Genomic DNA, 16,577 nt, shown 5'->3' on the forward strand with positions numbered 1-16,577 from the left:
GCCACCGGTACCACCCGCTCCGCCTTCCGGCGCCGTCGCTTCGGGCTGCTCAGCCCTCGTGCGGGCCCTCACTGACCCGGCGCACGTCGACCTCGACGTCGATGCCGCTCTGGGTGAAGACGTCGACGAAGCGCTTGGCCCATTCGACCGCCTCCTCCTTCGACCGCACCTCGATCAGCCCGAACCCGGCGATCAGCTCCTTGGTCTCGGTGAACGGCCCGTCGGTGATGGTGGTCTTGCCCGTGGTGGCGGTGATCCGGGCCGACTCCTCGCTGCTCTTGCACAGCCCTTCGGCGGCGAGCAGGATGCCGGCCTTGGCGACCTCCTCGAAGTAGGCGCCCATCCGCTTCATGAACTCCGGCGACGGCTCGAAGGTGCCGGGCACGGCCTCGTCCAGCTTGTGCATCAGCATGTAGCGCATTTCAGTGGTTCCTCTCATTGATGGTGTACAGGGAAACAGCGGTGAGCCAGGCGAAGACGAACAGTGAGCCGACGACCAGCCGGACGCTGATGCTGTCCTGGTCGGGCCAGGCCATGACGACGACCATCGCCAGCGCGCTGAGCACCGAGAACAGTGCCCAGCCGCGGGCGCCGAGGCGTAGCTGGCGGCGGGCGAACACCAGGCAGGCGATGGTGAGCGACCCGAAGGACAGCATCGCCCCGACTCCGTGCCCGTAGGAGTGCCAGCTCATCGTGGCCGGGTTGCCTTCCGGGGCACCGGCCGGCCAACCCATGCTCGGATCGGGGCGCAGCACCCCGGCGATGATCAGGCCGACGCCGAGGACGGCCACCAGCGCCGGCCCCCACGTCCCGGCCGGGCTGCCCCGCAGCGCCCGCCGCAGGCCGGCGGCGCCGGCGAGGGCCAGCAGCCCGGAGAGGACGAAGTTGCCGATCTGGAGCCAGCCGTACTCGCCGAGGGTGAGCAGGCTGAGCGGCTGCCGGCTGAGGTCGAAGCCGTCCCGGGTGAACGCCTGGGCCAGGCCCAGCCCGAGAAACAGCGGCCCGGCGGCCGCACCCGCGGTGAGCAGGGCGGACGTCGAGACACCCCGGGTCGTCCCGGCCCTGGTGAGCGTCGTACTGGTCATCCCGATCTCCTCGTCATCGTTGTTCTCGCTGACGCGTCGATCGGGCCGACCCGGATCCGACATGAGTTCTCAAGATTTTTTAGCGCCGCATTCGGCAGCCCGGGCCAGCAGCAGAGCACGCTCCCGGGCGTTGCCGGTGAGCGACGCCGCCCGCTCGAACTCGGCGCGCGCCTCGTCGTACCGGCCGAGCTTGAACAGCAGGTCCCCGAGCACGCTGGGCAGCAGGTGGTAGTGCTCCAACGCCGGCTCGTACTCCAACTGCTTGGCGAGTTCGAGGCCGGCGGCGGGCCCGTGCGCCTGGGCGACGGCGACGGCCCGGTTCAGCTCGACCACCGGTGAGGGCACGAGCCGCGCGAGCTCCGCGTAGAGGGTCGCGATCCGCGCCCAGTCGGTCTCCTCCGGGGTACGCGCCCGCGCGTGGCAGGCGGCGATCTCGGCCTGGAGCGTGTAGGGGCCGGGGTGGTCGGTGCGGGCCCGGTCGAGCGCGGCCAGACCGCGGCGGATGAGCAGCTGATCCCAGCGGCTGCGGTCCTGGTCGTTGAGGAGGATGGGCTCGCCGTCGGGGCCGGTGCGGGCGCGGGTGCGGGACGCCTGGATCTCCAGCAGGCCGGCCAGGCCGTGCACCTCGGGTTCGTCGGGCATCAGCCCCTGCAGCAGCCGGGCCAGGCGCAGCGCCTCCTGGCTGAGGGCCGGGCGCATCCAGTCGTCGCCGGCGGTGGCGGAGTAGCCCTCGTTGAAAATCAGGTAGACGACTTCGAGGACCGAGTCGAGCCGTTCGGCGCGTTCGGCCGGGCCGGGCACCTCGAACGGGATCTTGGCGGTGGCGAGGGTCTGTTTCGCGCGGGTGATCCGCTGCCCGACGGTCGGCTCGGAGGTGAGGAACGCGCGGGCGATCTCGCCGGTGGTGAGACCGCCGAGCAGCCGCAGGGTGAGCGCGGCCCGGGAGATCGGCGACAGGATCGGGTGGCAGGCGGTGAAGATCAGCCGCAGCAGGTCGTCCTCGATGTGGTCCTCGACAGCGGCGTCGAAGTCGGGGGTGTGCTGTTCGTCGAGGTCCCGGCCGAGTTCGGCGAGCGTACGCTGCTGGGTCTGCTTGCGGCGCAGCAGGTCGACGGCCCGGCGCTTGCCGACGGTCATCAACCACGCCCCGGGGTTGGCCGGTACGCCGTCGCGCGGCCACTGTTCGAGGGCGGCGACGAGGGCGTCCTGGGCAAGTTCCTCGGCCTGGCCGACGTCGCGGACGATCCCCGCGATGCCGGCGACGACCCGCCCGGCCTCCATCCGCCACACCGCCTCGACGGTGCGCCGCGCCTCGGTCTCCATGCGCCCATCAGAGCAGCCGGGTGGGACGTACTCAAGCAGGTCGGTGGCGGCGAGGCGGCGTTCCGGTCGTTGAACCGGACGAGCGACCCGACACGGGCGGCGCCGGTATTCACCGCCCCCGACCGGGCCGCGGTGCGGGCGTTCCGCGACGCCGCGGTCGCCGTCGGGGCGGAGGTGCTGCACGAGCCCCGGGTCTGGCCGGAATACCACCCGACCTACTATGGCGCGTTCGTCCGCGACCCCGACGGCAACAACGTCGAGGCGGTCTGCCACAAGCCGGAGTGACCGCAGGCGGCCGGCCTGCACTGGTGGCAGTAGGCCGGCTTCCGCTCGGGTCAGCACCGCCTGTCCCGGGCAGGATGGAGGAGTGGACATCGAGCCGGTCGACGCCGCGCCCGCGCAGGCGTTCTCGTGGGCGTCGCTGCGACAACGCTGGCAGGACCTGACCTTCCTGCACTGGGCGGTCACCCCGGAACTCGTCGCACCGCTGCTGCCCGCCGGCACCCGCCCGGACACCCTCGATGGAGTCACCTACGTCGGCCTGATCGGGTTCCGGATGGTCGGGCTGGGCCTCAGGCGGGGGCCGGGGGTGCCGTACTTCGGCACCTTCTGGGAGACCAACGTCCGGCTCTACTCGATCGACGACACCGGCCGGCGCGCGGTCGTGTTCCGCTCGCTCGACGCGTCGCGGCTGGTGCCGGTGCTGGTGGCGCAGTTGAGCCTGCGGCTGCCGTACAAGTGGTCGGCGATGCGGCTGGACCGGGACGGCGACCGCCTCACCTACCGCTGCCGGCGCCGCTGGCCCGGCCCGGCCGGTGCGACCAGCCGGATCGAGGTGCGGGTCGGCGAACCAATCGGCGCCCCCACCTCGCTGGACCACTTCCTCACCGCCCGCTGGGGGCTGCACACCCGGGCGTACGGGCGCACCCTGCACCTGCCGAACTGGCATCCACAGTGGCCCCTGCACCGGGCCGAGCTGCTGCACCTGGACGACGAACTGGTCACCGCCGCCGGGCTGCCGCCGATGCCCGGGCCACCGGTGAGCGTGCTCTACTCCCCCGGCGTCCCGGTCGTGTTCGGCACCCCGGTCCCCCTACGTTGACTCGCTGTCAGCGGCGGGCTGGCCGGCGACGCGCGAGCGGGCCGGAGCGCCGCCGCAACTCCCGGATGGTCTGCCTGAGCTCGAACTCGATTCGCGCGGCCTCGTACACCGCGTCCGCGTCCGGCTCCGCCGAACGGCGCTCGCACGGGTCCCCACATCCGGTGTGCTCAGTCACGGCACTCGCCTCCCCCGTCGCGCCGGGCCGTCCATCGCCCGATCGCTTACCGGCCCAACGAGGTGCCACGCATGGGGTCACTGTGATGGTCGTCACAATCCGACCGCCGGGTTTGCTGCGCCCGTCCGGCGGCTCAGCGGAGCGGGTCATGGGTGCCGCGCGGCACGTGGGGCTTGCAGCGGCGGACCCGGTCGGCGGCCAGCCGCCCGCCCACGGCGAGGCCGTACTTCTCGACGGCCGCCAGGCCGTACGCGCTGCAGGTGGGGGTGTAGCGGCACTGGCCGGGCCAGCGGTGCGACAGCCAGCGGCGGTAGCCGACGATGGCGGCCCGACCGGCCCGGTCCAGGCCGGGTGCGCGCACCGCGCCGGCGGCCAGCGAGCCGAGGGTGAGCAGGAACGAGAAGAGGCCGAAGTCGCAGCAGTCCGGGCCGTCGCAGTCACAGCCGTCGCAGTCGCACCAATCCTTTTGCTTCTTCTTGTGGTGCCGCTTCCGCTTGAGATTGAACACGACGCCATGGTGCGACACCCGCGCCAGCGGTTCGCTGGCGCATCACGTCAGGCCGCCTCGGCGAGCGGCGAGAAGCGCACGTCGAGCCGCATGTCCAGCGCACGCGCCAGCCGCTCAAGAACGACGAGCGTCGGCACGGTGCCACCGGCCTCGAAGATGCTATAGAACTGGCACCCCGTCGTCTGCCTGGTACGCCATACGGGCGGAGAGGAGCTGGCGAGGAGCTTCAGCGGACCGTGGTTGTCGTGATGGTGGCGGACAAACCGGTTGGCCGCATCCACGGGCCGGTAGCCCCATTCGGCCAGGGCCTGCGGGAGCCGGGGATCAGCGATGACAGCGGGCAGTGCGGCGAAGTCGGCATCGAGGGTCTCCCGCATCGGTACCTGGCCGACGACGCCGTGCGCTGCGGTGAGCAGGGTGACCATGTGGCCACCGACGATTCGGTAGTCCAACTCCAGGTGCACGGCGATTGATGACAGGTCCGCCAGTGTCAGGAATCCCGCGTCGGCGGCGCGGCTTGTCGACGTCAGAGCAACGACATCGGAGTCGAACCACGTGATGTCGGCTCGGTCATGCTGCCCGCTTTCCAGTCGATCGTTGGCGATGATCGTGCAGCACCCACTGCAGGTGATGCGCCGCCTCATCAGGGTCCGGTCCTGGGGCGCGAGCGACGTCCCAGAGGATCTGCAGTGGGTCCGCAAGTGGCAGGCTCCCCGATGGATTCTCGGTGCTCGGGCCCGGCCAGACTCCAGGATCCTTGGGCACGATGAGCTCCACTGTCGCATCGGCTTCGTTCGCCGGCGTGAGGCCCGCAGCCGTCAGGTCGACGCCGGTCTGGGCGTAGATGACCGCACGGTGCGGGCTTCGCCATGGGGCGATCATGTCGGCAGCCACGTCACCGGAGACCGCGGTCCTTCCGTGGCCGCTCTGCGCGAGCAGGCCGACGGCTACGTGTGCCTGCTGCACCGGCGAGTCGAGGCCGTACCAGAGAGTTCTCAAACCGCGCGGTCCTGGGTATGAGCGCAACCACCATTCGAAAACAGCGTCGAGATCAGTGACGTCCCAGCCGGCTGGGGTGCGGTGCACGAGGCCTTGTTCGGCCAACGCGGCGAGGGCCTGTGATACCCGAGGCTGGGAAAGGCTCGTAACCTGCGCCAACTGCTGTTGCCCGGCCCATGGTCGATTATCCGGCCTCCTCTCTTAATACTTATAACACGAGTTCCGGGCAGGTTCTTGGCGCCCGGATCTGACGGCAGCTGAATCGGTCGGAACCGACCGGATCAGGTCCGACGGGATCGGGTTGCGGCATGCGCGGACGCCTAGCGTCGATGGCGGAAACCGGAAGGAGCATCGGGTGCTGGAGCGGCTCAATCAGGCCATGGACCACCTCGAACGCCACCTCGACCAGCCCCTGGAGGTGGCCGAGCTGGCGCGGATCGCGTGCGCGTCGGAGCACTATTTCCGGCGGCTGTTCTCGGCCCTGGCCGGGATGCCGCTGTCGGAGTACGTGCGCCGCCGCCGGCTCACCGTGGCGGGCGCCGACGTGCTGTCCGGGGAGGCGTCGCTGCTGGAGGTGGCGGTCCGCTGGGGGTACGGCTCGAACGAGGCGTTCGCCCGGGCGTTCCGCGCCGTGCACGGCGTCGGCCCGCAGGAGGCCCGGCGTACGGGGGCGACGCTGCGCGCCCAGCCCCGGATGTCCTTCCGACTCGTCGTCGAAGGGAGCGCCAGCATGGAGTATCGGATCGTGGCGAAGGAGGCGTTCCGCCTGGCCGGGCGGAAGGCGCGGGTGCCGCTGGTCCACGAGGGGATGAACCCGCACATCGTGGCGTTCCTCCAGGGTCTCGACCCGGGGGTCGTACGCCGGATCGAGGCGTTGTCGGACCAGGAGCCGCGCGGGCTGGTCAACGTCAGTGACGACCTGGCGGGGTCGCGGGCGGAGGGCACCGAGCTGGACTACTGGCACGGGGTGGTGACCGGCGGGGACGTGCCGGCGGACCTGGACAGCCTGCCGGTGGAGGCGGGTGACTGGGCGGTCTTCCGCAGCTCGGGCGCGTTCCCGCAGGCGTTGCAGTATCTGTGGCGGGACGTGTTCACCCAGTGGTTCCCGTCCAACCCGTACGAGAGCCGGCCCGGGCCGGAGATCTCGCAGGTGCGGGTGGCGGCGGACGGGCGGACCGCCGACGCGGAGCTGTGGATCCCGGTGCGGAAGGTGTGACGGTCAGGCCAGGGCGGCGGCCCGCTTGAGGCAGGCGGGCACGTCGCCCAGGTGGTACGGGTGCTCGCTGGGCTCGATGCCGGCGAGGAACATCGCGTACACGGCGGCCATCCGCAGGGGTGCGACCGGGCGGAGCAGGTCGACGGCCCGGCGGGGGTCGCTGCCGGGGGCGTCGGCCTGCCAGCGGGTGACCCAGGCGTCGAGCAGCAGCCCGGCGGTGGCGTCGTCGAGGGTCTCGGTGAGGCGCAGGATGTCGAAGGCGGGGTGCCCGACGAACGCGTCGCCCCAGTCGATGAAGGTTGCCCGGTGGCCGTCGCCGCAGACGTTGCCGGGGTGCAGGTCGCCGTGGACGAGCGTGTCGGGCAGCCCGCAGTCGCGTACCTGGGCGAGCCGGTCGTCGAGGCCGGCGAGCAGGTCGGCCACCACCGCGGTGTCGTGCGGGGTGAGCTGGTCGCGGATCCACCGTGCGAGGGCCGGTCCTCGCCAGTCGGGTACGCCGGCCGCGACCAGCGCGGCGGCGTCGCCGGCGGCGTGCAGCTGGACGGTGTGGTGGGCGGCAGCGATGGCGGCCCGTTCGGCCGGGTCGGCGGCGTAGCGGTCCGCGCCGGGGATGTGGTCGAGCAGGACCCGGCCGGTGTCGTCGGCGGCGAGCAGCATCGGCACGAGGTCGGGTGCGGCGGTGGTGAGCCAGCGCAGCACGGCGGCCTCGTGCCGGAAGAAGGCGGGCACCTGCTTGAGCCAGGCGGTGCCGGCCGGGCCGTCGAGCCGCCAGATGGCGGACAGGTTCCAGGTGCGGTGCTGGGCGACGGCGGTCACCGGGCGGCCGATCCGGTCCAGCTGGGCGGTGGCCCAGGCGAGGCTGCGGGCCGGGCCGCCGGGCTCGGCCCACGGGGCGCGCAGCGGGTGCGGCGCGAGATCCGCGCTGACCGGTGCCAGGGGTACGGCGGGGGGCGCGGCCACCTCAGCCAGGTAGGTGAGGTGCCCGCCGGGCGGTTCGGGGCGGTCGGCGGTGAGCAGCCGCAGCACGGCCGCGTCGATGCGGTACCGGTGGCGGGCCTGGTCGAGGATCGCGCCGACCTGCTGCCACCAGGGCTCGGGCACGTCGAAGGCGGGGAGGGCGCCGAGCGGCCGGCCGGTGGGGTCGACCAGGACGAGGGTCACGGTGCGGGACACGCGCGGGACCCTAGCGGGGTGGTTCCCCGGCGTGCACCGGATTTCTGGTGGGGATCCTCGCCGGGTGGGCACGCCATGCGGGACCTCCGGTCACACGGTTGCTGGCGGCAGCGCCCCGTCGACGGCCACAGGCGACCGGTCCGCCAAACCGCCGTGGCCTCCGGCCCCGAGACGGACCAGGGTGCACGGTCCGGGACGGCTACGGGTTGACCCCGGATGTCTCCGACCGGCCTCGGCGGCCAGGCTGAGGCAATGACGATCATGGACATGTCGAGGCGTATCTCGTACCCCTGGTTGCGGCCGGCGGCCGTGACCGCCGCGCTGCTGCTGCTCGGCTACGGCACCCTGCGCCTGCTCGACCGGTTGGACGGGCACATCAGCAAGGGTGCGTGGGGATGGAACACCGGGCACACCCTGTTCCTGCTCGGCATCGTCGCGTTCGGGGCGGTGATCGTCGGGCTGCGCGGGCTGCTGCGTACCCGATCGCCCCGGCTGCGGGCGGTGGACGAGATGGCCGCGGTGGCCGGCCTGGTCGGCGCGGCCGCCTTCGTGTGGGTGATCCTCGGCGACCTGTTCCCGCGCTTCGCCGACGCGGTGCCGCCACCGGACGCGGTGCTGCTGGGCGGGCCGGCGCTGTTCGAACTGGGTCTGCTGGTGCTGCTGGTCCGGGCCGCCGTGGCACGGCTGCTGCCGGCGTGGGGGCCGGTGCTGGTGCTGGTCGGGTTCGCGGCGATCGCGGTGAACCTGGACCTGCTGCCGGTCGGCGCCGCCCTGGTGCTCGCCGGTCTGCTGCCGCTGCGGATCACGGCTGGGCGTGAAGCGTGACGGCGGTCAGACGTAGAGCGGGCGGCGGGTGCCGTCGTGGTCGGCGCACGGCCCGCCCTGCATTCCGGTCCGGCTGAGCAGGCCGTCCTCGCACTGGACCAGGTAGCCCTTGCCGTCCCACAGGTTCGAGACGCAGGCGAACCAGTCGCAGACGTCCGGGGCGGGGTCGTAGATGTAGGAGCCGCCGCAGTAGGTGTAGCCGTACGGGTTGGGTGGCGCGCCGCAGCGGTCCGTCGCCGGGGGACTCGACGAGGTGGACAGGGTCGGCGAGGGGCTGGCGGTCGCCCCGGGCGACGAGGAGGGTGGGGCTGGAGGCTGGTCGGCGGTCGAGGCCGGGGTCCCGGTGGTGGGCGCGGTGGTCGCGGGCCGTCCACCCGATGTCTGGCCGGGTGCGGTGCGGGTGGGGTGGGGCGCGGTGGAGTTGGCCGGTGCGCCGAGGCCGGTGGACGGGGGCGGGAGCGCCGGGTCGATCGGCGCGACGCTGCGATCCACGTTCATCCCGACCACGGGACGGTCCGGCACGGATCCGTGGAACACGCTCGCGACCCCGGCGAGCGCGAGGGCGACCGCGACGGCGGTGATCAGCGCCGGCCGGACGAGCCGGGCGGTCAGCGGGGCGTCGGCGGGGGTGGCCGGCACCGGGATCGGCGGGCGGTCGTGCCAGTGCGCGACGATCTCGTCGTCGAGCCGGTCCAGCAGCGCCGGGTACGTTCCGGTCGCCCGGGCGTACGCCAGGGTGAGCCGGAGCCGGAACGCCGACACCTCGGCCCGGGGCACCCGGACTCCCCGGATCCGGCCCGGGCCCTGCGGGTGGAGCAGGGTGACCGGCTCGCCGGGATGGTGGGCCACCCCGCCCAACCGGTCGTACGGCCATTCCTGGTGCTCGTGGCGTCCCACGAGGATCAGCCGCCGGTCGGTGACCACCGCCGTGCCGGCGTCGACCACGCTGATGCCGTTCGGCTGCCGGCGTGACCGCCGGGTGTCCTCGACGGGCACGACGGTCAGCTCCACGGTGGGCAGATCGGCGGTGTGCCGTGCCGTCACCTCGACCAGTTCCGCCGCGGGCTGCACGGCCAGCACGACCTCGTCGTCGTCGAGGTCCACGGGCAGTCCCGCCGCCGTTTCCGCCGGCGGGACGGGCTCTTCGGCCTCGCAGTAGAGCCGGCGCAGTTCCTCGTCGCGCCGGCGCCACGCCTGCAGCGCGACGTCGTACGCCGTGCGTCGCCGCTCGTTCTCCCGCCCGACCCACCGGGCCCGCCAGCCGAGGGTGTCACCGTCCGTCGCCGTCACCGGGCCGCCTCGCATCATGAAGGGCTTCCGCGTCCACCCGGTACAACCCGGCGTGTCCGGGAAGGACACGATCCGCATCGACGGGTTTCGGCTCGTTCCGGCTGGCCGATCGGTGGAGGCGACGTCGAACCACGCGTTCCCGGGCGGCCTGGCGCTGGTGCTGTGGGGCAGGGACAAGCTCGCCGACGACGCCGGCCTGGCCGACCGGGGTGAGGACGGTTTCGGCGGGGTGGGCCTGGCGCAGAACGTACGCAGCCGCGAGCAGGTCGACGAGATTCTGGGCCGGGCGGCCGAGGCCGGGGCGACGGTCACCCGGCCGGCCCGGGACACCTTCTACGGCGGGTACGCGGGCTGCTTCACCGACCCGGACGGGCACCTGTGGGAGATCGCCTGGAACCCGGGCTTCCCGCTGGCCGAGGACGGCACGCTGACCGTCCCCGACTTCACCGCCTGAGCGTCAGGTCCACACCGTACGGCGGAAGCCCCGGTTGTCGGCGCAGGCGTCCCGCTGCCCGCCGGTCAGGCTGACCGTGCCGTCCCGGCACTGCACCAGCCAGCCGCGGCCGGACCAGAACCCGGGTACGCAGTCGAACCAGTCGCAGACGCCCCGGGCCGGTGTGCGGATGCGGGAGCCGCCGCAGAAGTCGTACCCGAAGGGGTTGACCGGGGCGCCGCAGCGCCGCTCGGCGCCCGGAGGCGGCGCGGCGTCGCGCGACGGCGAGGCCGTCGGCGTGGTCCGGCTGCGGTGCGGCTTGGGCGCGGTGGTCTGGTCGACCCGAACCACCGGGCCGAGCTGCGGGGCCCCGGGCGTGGTGGTCGCCCCCGGCGTGGCGGCGGAGGCGACCTCCGAGCCGGGCCGCACCGGCGGGTCGGACTCGAAGAGCATCGCCGGCACGACCAGCGCGAGGACCACACCGGCGAGGACGGTCCGCCGGCCGCCCGGGACCAGCGCCGACAGGTGGGCCTGGGCCGGGGTGATGATCGCCGGGCGGACCGGACGGACCGCGTCGTGTTCCTCGATCAGCTCGTCGAGCTGGGCGACGACCGCCGCCCGCTGTTCGATCGCGTCGGCGAAGGCCAGGGTCAGCCTGAACCGGAAGTCGGCGACCGCGCCGGTGGGCAGCAGCAGCCCGGAGGTACGCCGCCGGTCCAGGACCTGGATCAGCGTCACCGGCGCGCCCGGGTCGTGGGACAGCCCGGTCATCCTCCCGTACGCCCAGTCGCGGCGGCCGCGCCCGCCGAGCAGGACCAGCCGGCGGTTGGTGAGCACGGCCAGCCCGGCGTCGGTCACCCGGACGCCGTCGGGGCGGCGCGGGCGCACCACCGGCGGTTCGGGGTCGACGAGCAGTTCGGGGGCGGGCAGCACGGCGGTGTGCCGCACCTCGACCAGTTGCGCGGCGGGCAGGGTCCAGAAGACCACCTCGCCGGGGGACAGCTCCATCGGTAGGCCGAGGCCCGCGTCGGTGGAGCCGTGGAAGGACTCGGCGAGCGTACGCAGCCGGCGCAGTTCCTCGTCGCGTCGTCGCCACGCCTCGTCGGCGGCGTGGAACGACCGCTGCCGCCGCTCGTTCTGCCGGTGCGCCCACCGGTAACGCCATGTGGAACCCGTCGAATCAGTCTTCGCCACGCCGACTCCTCCGCCGCGCGAGTCCACCAATCGGGGTGTCATTCACATCAACTGGCAGGTAAGGGCGGCAAGACACGCGAAAGTCGCCAATCTGACCGATCGGCTGATTGACCCGCACGTTAGGCGGAATCCGCCGCGTCGATTTCCGCGCTCCCGGCCGCTGCCGCTTCACCATGCGAGGGCATCCGAGCGTCGGTAACGTCAGCCGCAAGGGCGATCGTGCCCTGGTCCTCACGCCGTCGCGGGGCACCGCGGCCCTCACGAGGAGGTGAACCGGTGGGCGGGACGGCCGTCGTGGTGGGCGTGGACATCGGCACCACCAGCACCAAGGCGGTCGCGTACGACACCGGCGGCCGGCAACTCGCCGTCCACTCGATCGGCTACCCCCTCGACGAGCCGCACCCCGGATACGCCGAGCAGGACCCGAAACTGATCTTCGACGCGGTGGTGGGAACCATCCGCGCGGTGGTGGAACAGCTCCCGGACCCGGTCGCCGGGCTGTCCTTCAGCACCGCCATGCACAGCCTGATCGGGCTGGACGCCGGCGGCAATCCGCTCACCCCGTCGGTCACCTGGGCCGACTCCCGGGCCAGCGCCCAGGCCGAACGGCTGCGCGCCGCGCCGTCCGGGCTCGCCCTGCACCGGCGCACCGGCACCCCGGTCCACCCGATGGCCCCGCTGGCCAAGCTGGTCTGGTACGCCGAACAGGAACCCAAGCTGCACGAACGGGTCGCGCACTGGGTGAGCATCAAGGACTACGTGCTGCTGCGGCTGGCCGAAGCCCTGGTCACCGACCACTCGGTCGCCTCGGCCACCGGCCTGATGAACATCCACCACCTCGCCTGGGACGGCGAGGCGCTGGCCATCGCCGGCATCACCGAGGAGCAGTTGCCGCAGCTCGTCCCCACCACCCACGTGCTGCCCGGGCTGACCGCCGAGGCGGCGAGGGCGACCGGCCTGCCCGCCGGCACCCCGCTCGTGGTCGGCGCCGGCGACGGACCGCTGGCCAACCTGGGGCTCGGCGCGGTGCACCCCGGCGAGGTGGCCTGCTCCATCGGCACCAGCGGCGCGATGCGGGTGATGGTGGAACGCCCCGGCGTCGACCCGCTCGGCGGCGTGTTCTGCTACGCCCTCACCGAGCAGCGCTGGGTGGTCGGCGGCGCGATCAACAACGGCGGCATCGTGCTGCAGTGGTCCGGCGAGGCGCTCGCTCCCGAACTCGGCGAGCACGCCGAGGAGGAACTGCTCGCCCTGGCCGCGAAGGCACCCGTCGGCTCCGGCGGGCTGATCATGCTGCCGTACCTGCTCAGCGAGCGGGCACCGCACTGGAGCGCGCTGCCGCGCGGCGCGTACGTGGGGCTGACCCACGGACACCGGCGCGAGCACCTGGTGCGGGCCGCGCTGGAGGGGGTCTGCCAGCAGCTCGCCCTGGTCCTCGCCTCGGTCAGGGCGGCCGGCAACGAGGTACACGAGGTCCGGGCCAGCGGCGGCTTCGCCCGCAGCCCGCTCTGGCGGCAGATCCTCGCCGACGCGCTCGGCATGCCGGTGCGCTTCCCCGCCGGCCACGAAGGCTCCAGCTTCGGGGCGGCGCTGCTGGGCATGCAGGCACTCGGGATGATCTCCTCGATCGACGTCGCCGCCGACCTGGTACGGATCCAGGAAACGGTACGCCCCGACCCGGCCGCCGCCGCCACGTACGCGGCCCTGCTGCCGCTCTTCTCCGAGCTGTACGACGCGCTCGTACCGACGTTCGCGTCGCTGCGACGGCTGGCGCCCAGCCTGCCGCCGGAACCGCCACCCACCGCCCTTCCTCAGTGATCGCCCGTCCCGAGGGCACGGACGCCTGACCAACCGAAGGTCGTGATAGCCGTGATCACACTGCTCGCCGCACCGGCGCTCACCAACGCCGGGCACACCCAACTGGTCATCGCCGCCCTGCTCGGCATCGCCGCGGTGGTGGTGCTCATCGCCTGGGGCAAGGTGCACCCGTTCCTGGCGCTGATCCTCGGCGCGGCGGTGCTCGGCGCGGTCGCCGGCGTCGCCGCCGACAAGATCGTCACCTCGTTCAGCGCCGGGGTCGGCTCCACCGTCGGCGGCGTCGGCCTGCTCATCGCCCTCGGCGCGATGATCGGTGGCCTGCTCGCCGAATCCGGCGGCGCGGACAGCATCGTCGAACGGGTGGTCGCCCGGGTCTCCGGCAGCGCCCTGCCCTGGGCGATGGCCGGGGTCGCCGCGCTGATCGGCCTCCCGCTGTTCTTCGAGGTCGGCGTGGTGCTGCTGGTGCCGATCGTGCTGCTGGTGTCCCGCCGGGTCGACGTGCCGCTGATGAAGATCGGCATCCCGGCGCTGGCCGGCCTGTCCGTGCTGCACGGCCTGGTGCCCCCGCACCCCGGCCCGCTGGTCGCGATCGACGCCCTCGGCGCCAACCTCGGCCAGACCCTCGCCCTGGGCCTGCTCATCGCCATCCCCACGGTGATCATCGCCGGCCCGGTATTCGGCAACTTCATCGCCCGCCACGTGCCGGCCACCGCGCCGGAGGCGCTGCTGCCCACCCGCCGGCCCCTCGCCGTCGCCGACGCCAAGCGGCCCACCACGCCCGCCGGCGGCCGGCTCGACGCCGACGGCGACCTGGTCACCGAGGACGACCTGATCAACCCCGGCACCGGCCGCCCCGGCGAACCGATCGAGGAGGGGCAGCGGCCCCGCCGGGCACCCGCGCTCTGGGCCGCCGTGGTCACCGTGCTGCTGCCCGTGGTGCTGATGCTGCTGCGCGCGATCGGCGAGCTGGCCCTCGCCAAGGACACCGCCGGCCGCAAGACGCTGGACATCATCGGCACCCCGATCGTCGCCCTGCTGGCCGGCGTCATCTTCGCGATGATCTTCCTGGGCTACCGGACCGGTTTCAATCGCACCCAGGTCTCCGGCTTCCTCGGCGGCTCGCTGCCGGCCATCGCCGGCATCCTGCTGATCGTGGCGGCCGGCGGCGGCTTCAAGCAGGTCCTGGTCGACGCCGGGGTGGGCAACCTGGTCGCGGACGCCGCCAAGAGCGCGAACATCTCCCCGCTGCTGCTCGGCTGGCTGGTCGCCGTCGGCATCCGGATCGCCACCGGCTCGGCGACCGTCGCCACCATCACCGCCGCCGGCATCGTCTCCCCCCTCGCCGCCACCCTGAACCAGCCCGAGGTGGCGCTGCTGGCCCTGGCGGTCGGCTGCGGGTCGCTGTTCTTCTCGCACGTCAACGACGCCGGCTTCTGGCTGGTCAAGGAGTACTTCGGGCTGACCGTCGGGCAGACCATCAAGAGCTGGTCGGTGATGGAGACGATCATCTCCGTGGTCGGCTTCGCCGGCGTCCTCCTGCTCGACCTGGTGTTGTGACAACGACGGGTGCTGCGCCGGTGGTACGTGCAGTCGCCGCGGGTTCACCACCGACAAATGCTGTACGAGTCGTACGAGTTGTACAATCCAGGAATGAGTGAGCCCGCGGCCGAACTTCCGATCTCCGACGCCCGCGACAGCCTCGCGGACGTCGTCTCCCGCGCCCACTACGCCGGGCGAATCACCTACGTCACCCGCCGCGGGCAACGACTGGCTGCCATCGTGCCCGCCGAACTGGCCGAGGCAATCGAACGCGCCGAAGACGCCGCTGATGTTGCCGCTGCCCGCGATGCCCTGACCCGCATCGACGCCGGCGACACCCCGATCCCGCTGACCGAGCTGCGCGACGAGCTCGGGCTGTGAGCAACCCGCTCCCACCGGCCTATAGCGTCCACCTCGACAAGGCCGCCGCCAAGCTGCTGCGCAAACTCGATCGCCCCGTGCAGGCCCGCCTCGTCACCGCCATCGCCGGCCTGGCCACCCAGCCCCGACCCGCCGGCGTCAAAGCCCTGGCCGGACATCCCGGCCTGTTGCGCGTCCGCGTCGGCGATTACCGCATCGTCTACACCATCCGAGACCAGGAACTACTCGTCCTCGTGGTCCACCTCGGCCACCGCGGCGACATCTACGACACTCTCTGACAATGACAGCGGCTCGGCGCAACAGCGGGGCTTAGCTGGTCAGGGCGCCTCGACGCCGGAGATGCGGAACCGGTGCACCTCGGCGCCGCGGATCGCCGCCACCTGCTCCTCGCTCGGGCCGGACCCACGGAAGGCCAGCAACTGCTCGTCGCTGTCCCACCGCTCGTACACGTTGATCCGGCCCGGCTCGACCAGGTCCGCGCTGACCGCGAAGTCGACGCAGCCCGGCGCCGAGCGGGCCGCCCGGACGGCCTCCACACAGGAGGCCAGGTAGGCGTCCCGCTCGGCCGGGTCGACATACAGGGTGCCGGCGACGATGATCACGTGACCTCCCGGGGCTGAACCGTCCAGCCCATCCTGCCAACCAGAGCCGGGTCAGGCGCGGCTGATCGCGTTGGCGTGGATCGCCTCGTTCAGATATGCGGCCAGGCCCGGCCGGATCTTCTCGAAGTACGCGGTGAACCGCGGGTCGGCCACGTACATGTCGGCCAGCCCGGTGTGGATCTCGTATGAGCAGTCGTAGAACCAGCGGCTGATGAGCTGCCGGTGCTCCTCCGCCAGCCCCATCGCCTCCGGGCCGTCGGCCGGGGCACCCGAGTCCACCAGCGCGGTGATCCGCCGTGCCCAGTCCTCGTTCTCGGCCTTGTTGCGCAGCCAGTCCTCCTTCGAGAACCGGGCGACCCGCTCGGCCGACTGCCGGTACGCCTCGGTGCCGCCCCAGCGCCGTTCCGCCTCCTCGGCGTGCTCGTCCGGGTCGAAGTCCCCGAACACCTCGAACCGCTCCTCCGGGGTGAGCTGAATGTCCAACTTTCTCGCCTCCATCGCGAGTTCGATCGCCGCGACCATGTCCCGCAGCTTCCCGATCCGCCCGGTCAGCAGCTCGTGCTGCCGGCGCAGGTGCGGCAGCGGGTCCCCGCCCGGGTCGTCGAGGATCTCGGCGATCTCCTCCAACGGGAACCCCAGCTCCCGGTAGGCGCGGATGAGCTGCAACCGCTCCAGGTCGGTGTCGTCGTAGCGGCGGTAGCCGGCCGGGCTGCGCTCGCTCGGCGACAGCAGCCCGATCTCGTCGTAGTGGTGCAGCGTCCGCACGGTCACGTGGGCCGCCCGGGCCACCTGACCCACCGTGTAGGCCATGGGTTCCCTCCCTTCCGCGACCAAGGCTGCCGCCTCCCGCTACGTGAGGGTCAAGCCCGATTGTGCCGCCGACCCGCCGGGAAGGAACCGGAACAGCGATCGCC

The 16,577-nt window shown here is 72.7% G+C and carries 19 protein-coding genes and 1 pseudogene; 9 read left to right on the plus strand and 11 right to left on the minus strand.

The window, feature by feature from the left end:
• Nucleotides 1–49: 49 nt before the first annotated feature.
• From ONA70_RS03565 to ONA70_RS03575, 3 genes are all read right to left on the minus strand, one after another.
• A complete protein-coding gene (locus ONA70_RS03565; RefSeq protein ID WP_265004870.1) occupies nucleotides 50–421 on the minus strand; it encodes a YciI family protein in 372 nt (123 codons plus the stop codon).
• 1 nt (nucleotide 422) lies between these two features.
• Nucleotides 423–1,085, minus strand: a complete 663-nt coding sequence (locus ONA70_RS03570) for a DUF998 domain-containing protein (protein ID WP_265004871.1) — start codon at nucleotides 1,083–1,085, stop codon at nucleotides 423–425.
• Between the two features lie 69 nt (nucleotides 1,086–1,154).
• Complete coding sequence (locus ONA70_RS03575; RefSeq protein ID WP_265004872.1) at nucleotides 1,155–2,408, minus strand: RNA polymerase sigma factor; 1,254 nt, start codon at nucleotides 2,406–2,408, stop codon at nucleotides 1,155–1,157.
• A 105-nt stretch (nucleotides 2,409–2,513) separates the two neighbouring features.
• On the opposite strand from ONA70_RS03575, the pseudogene ONA70_RS03580 reads away from it, so the two are divergent.
• A pseudogene (locus ONA70_RS03580) lies at nucleotides 2,514–2,693 on the plus strand (VOC family protein); the annotation flags it as partial.
• A gap of 82 nt (nucleotides 2,694–2,775) precedes the next feature.
• Entirely contained in the window at nucleotides 2,776–3,510 is a 735-nt protein-coding gene (locus ONA70_RS03585) for a YqjF family protein (protein ID WP_265004873.1), read from the plus strand.
• 7 nt (nucleotides 3,511–3,517) lie between these two features.
• On the opposite strand, the gene ONA70_RS03590 is transcribed toward ONA70_RS03585, so the two are convergent.
• From ONA70_RS03590 to ONA70_RS03600, 3 genes are all read right to left on the minus strand, one after another.
• Nucleotides 3,518–3,685, minus strand: coding sequence for a hypothetical protein (locus ONA70_RS03590; protein ID WP_265004874.1), 168 nt, complete (start codon nucleotides 3,683–3,685; stop codon nucleotides 3,518–3,520).
• A 133-nt stretch (nucleotides 3,686–3,818) separates the two neighbouring features.
• On the minus strand, nucleotides 3,819–4,193 hold the full coding sequence (gene yidD / locus ONA70_RS03595; protein WP_265004875.1) for a membrane protein insertion efficiency factor YidD: 375 nt from the start codon (nucleotides 4,191–4,193) through the stop codon (nucleotides 3,819–3,821).
• A gap of 47 nt (nucleotides 4,194–4,240) precedes the next feature.
• Nucleotides 4,241–4,837, minus strand: a complete 597-nt coding sequence (locus ONA70_RS03600; protein ID WP_265004876.1) for a hypothetical protein — start codon at nucleotides 4,835–4,837, stop codon at nucleotides 4,241–4,243.
• A gap of 710 nt (nucleotides 4,838–5,547) precedes the next feature.
• Here ONA70_RS03600 and ONA70_RS03605 point away from each other — a divergent pair.
• The gene (locus tag ONA70_RS03605) at nucleotides 5,548–6,408 is read left to right on the plus strand and encodes an AraC family transcriptional regulator (RefSeq protein ID WP_265004877.1); all 861 of its coding nucleotides are present in this window, start codon (nucleotides 5,548–5,550) and stop codon (nucleotides 6,406–6,408) included.
• 3 nt (nucleotides 6,409–6,411) lie between these two features.
• On the opposite strand, the gene ONA70_RS03610 is transcribed toward ONA70_RS03605, so the two are convergent.
• Nucleotides 6,412–7,581, minus strand: coding sequence for an aminoglycoside phosphotransferase family protein (locus tag ONA70_RS03610; RefSeq protein WP_265004878.1), 1,170 nt, complete (start codon nucleotides 7,579–7,581; stop codon nucleotides 6,412–6,414).
• A 267-nt stretch (nucleotides 7,582–7,848) separates the two neighbouring features.
• Between ONA70_RS03610 and ONA70_RS03615 the strand changes: the two genes are divergently transcribed.
• Entirely contained in the window at nucleotides 7,849–8,406 is a 558-nt protein-coding gene (locus ONA70_RS03615; RefSeq protein WP_265004879.1) for a hypothetical protein, read from the plus strand.
• Between the two features lie 6 nt (nucleotides 8,407–8,412).
• On the opposite strand, the gene ONA70_RS03620 is transcribed toward ONA70_RS03615, so the two are convergent.
• On the minus strand, nucleotides 8,413–9,696 hold the full coding sequence (locus ONA70_RS03620) for a hypothetical protein (protein WP_265004880.1): 1,284 nt from the start codon (nucleotides 9,694–9,696) through the stop codon (nucleotides 8,413–8,415).
• 112 nt (nucleotides 9,697–9,808) lie between these two features.
• On the opposite strand from ONA70_RS03620, the gene ONA70_RS03625 reads away from it, so the two are divergent.
• Nucleotides 9,809–10,150 (plus strand): VOC family protein, encoded by a 342-nt coding sequence (locus ONA70_RS03625; RefSeq protein WP_406601138.1) that lies wholly within the window; start codon nucleotides 9,809–9,811, stop codon nucleotides 10,148–10,150.
• Between the two features lie 3 nt (nucleotides 10,151–10,153).
• Here ONA70_RS03625 and ONA70_RS03630 read toward each other — a convergent pair whose 3' ends face one another.
• Nucleotides 10,154–11,323, minus strand: coding sequence for a hypothetical protein (locus ONA70_RS03630; RefSeq protein WP_265004882.1), 1,170 nt, complete (start codon nucleotides 11,321–11,323; stop codon nucleotides 10,154–10,156).
• A 276-nt stretch (nucleotides 11,324–11,599) separates the two neighbouring features.
• On the opposite strand from ONA70_RS03630, the gene ONA70_RS03635 reads away from it, so the two are divergent.
• From ONA70_RS03635 to ONA70_RS03650, 4 genes are all read left to right on the plus strand, one after another.
• A complete protein-coding gene (locus tag ONA70_RS03635; RefSeq protein WP_265004883.1) occupies nucleotides 11,600–13,141 on the plus strand; it encodes a gluconokinase in 1,542 nt (513 codons plus the stop codon).
• 51 nt (nucleotides 13,142–13,192) lie between these two features.
• Nucleotides 13,193–14,698 (plus strand): GntP family permease, encoded by a 1,506-nt coding sequence (locus ONA70_RS03640; RefSeq protein WP_265004884.1) that lies wholly within the window; start codon nucleotides 13,193–13,195, stop codon nucleotides 14,696–14,698.
• 93 nt (nucleotides 14,699–14,791) lie between these two features.
• A complete protein-coding gene (locus ONA70_RS03645; protein ID WP_265004885.1) occupies nucleotides 14,792–15,061 on the plus strand; it encodes a type II toxin-antitoxin system prevent-host-death family antitoxin in 270 nt (89 codons plus the stop codon).
• On the plus strand, nucleotides 15,058–15,339 hold the full coding sequence (locus ONA70_RS03650; protein ID WP_265004886.1) for a type II toxin-antitoxin system RelE family toxin: 282 nt from the start codon (nucleotides 15,058–15,060) through the stop codon (nucleotides 15,337–15,339). The genes ONA70_RS03645 and ONA70_RS03650 overlap by 4 nt, the downstream gene beginning before the upstream one ends.
• 39 nt (nucleotides 15,340–15,378) lie before the next feature.
• Here the strand turns inward: ONA70_RS03650 and ONA70_RS03655 are convergent, their stop codons facing one another.
• Both ONA70_RS03655 and ONA70_RS03660 read right to left on the minus strand, forming a co-directional pair.
• Nucleotides 15,379–15,663: a putative quinol monooxygenase gene (locus ONA70_RS03655; protein ID WP_265004887.1), complete on the minus strand. Its 285-nt coding sequence runs from the start codon at nucleotides 15,661–15,663 to the stop codon at nucleotides 15,379–15,381.
• Between the two features lie 51 nt (nucleotides 15,664–15,714).
• Nucleotides 15,715–16,473, minus strand: a complete 759-nt coding sequence (locus tag ONA70_RS03660; protein ID WP_265004888.1) for a MerR family transcriptional regulator — start codon at nucleotides 16,471–16,473, stop codon at nucleotides 15,715–15,717.
• Nucleotides 16,474–16,577 lie beyond the last annotated feature (104 nt).

It is taken from the genome of Micromonospora yasonensis (assembly GCF_026013475.1).
Taxonomy (GTDB): domain Bacteria; phylum Actinomycetota; class Actinomycetes; order Mycobacteriales; family Micromonosporaceae; genus Micromonospora; species Micromonospora yasonensis.

Excerpts from the sequence above, each read along its gene's own strand:
- ONA70_RS03565 (WP_265004870.1), bottom strand. The coding sequence starts at position 421 with ATGCGCTACATGCTGATGCACAAGCTGGACGAGGCCGTGCCCGGCACC.
- ONA70_RS03570 (WP_265004871.1), bottom strand. The coding sequence starts at position 1,085 with ATGACCAGTACGACGCTCACCAGGGCCGGGACGACCCGGGGTGTCTCG.
- ONA70_RS03575 (WP_265004872.1), bottom strand. The coding sequence starts at position 2,408 with ATGGAGACCGAGGCGCGGCGCACCGTCGAGGCGGTGTGGCGGATGGAG.
- ONA70_RS03600 (WP_265004876.1), bottom strand. The coding sequence starts at position 4,837 with ATGAGGCGGCGCATCACCTGCAGTGGGTGCTGCACGATCATCGCCAAC.
- ONA70_RS03615 (WP_265004879.1), top strand. The coding sequence starts at position 7,849 with ATGTCGAGGCGTATCTCGTACCCCTGGTTGCGGCCGGCGGCCGTGACC.
- ONA70_RS03645 (WP_265004885.1), top strand. The coding sequence starts at position 14,792 with ATGAGTGAGCCCGCGGCCGAACTTCCGATCTCCGACGCCCGCGACAGC.
- ONA70_RS03660 (WP_265004888.1), bottom strand. The coding sequence starts at position 16,473 with ATGGCCTACACGGTGGGTCAGGTGGCCCGGGCGGCCCACGTGACCGTG.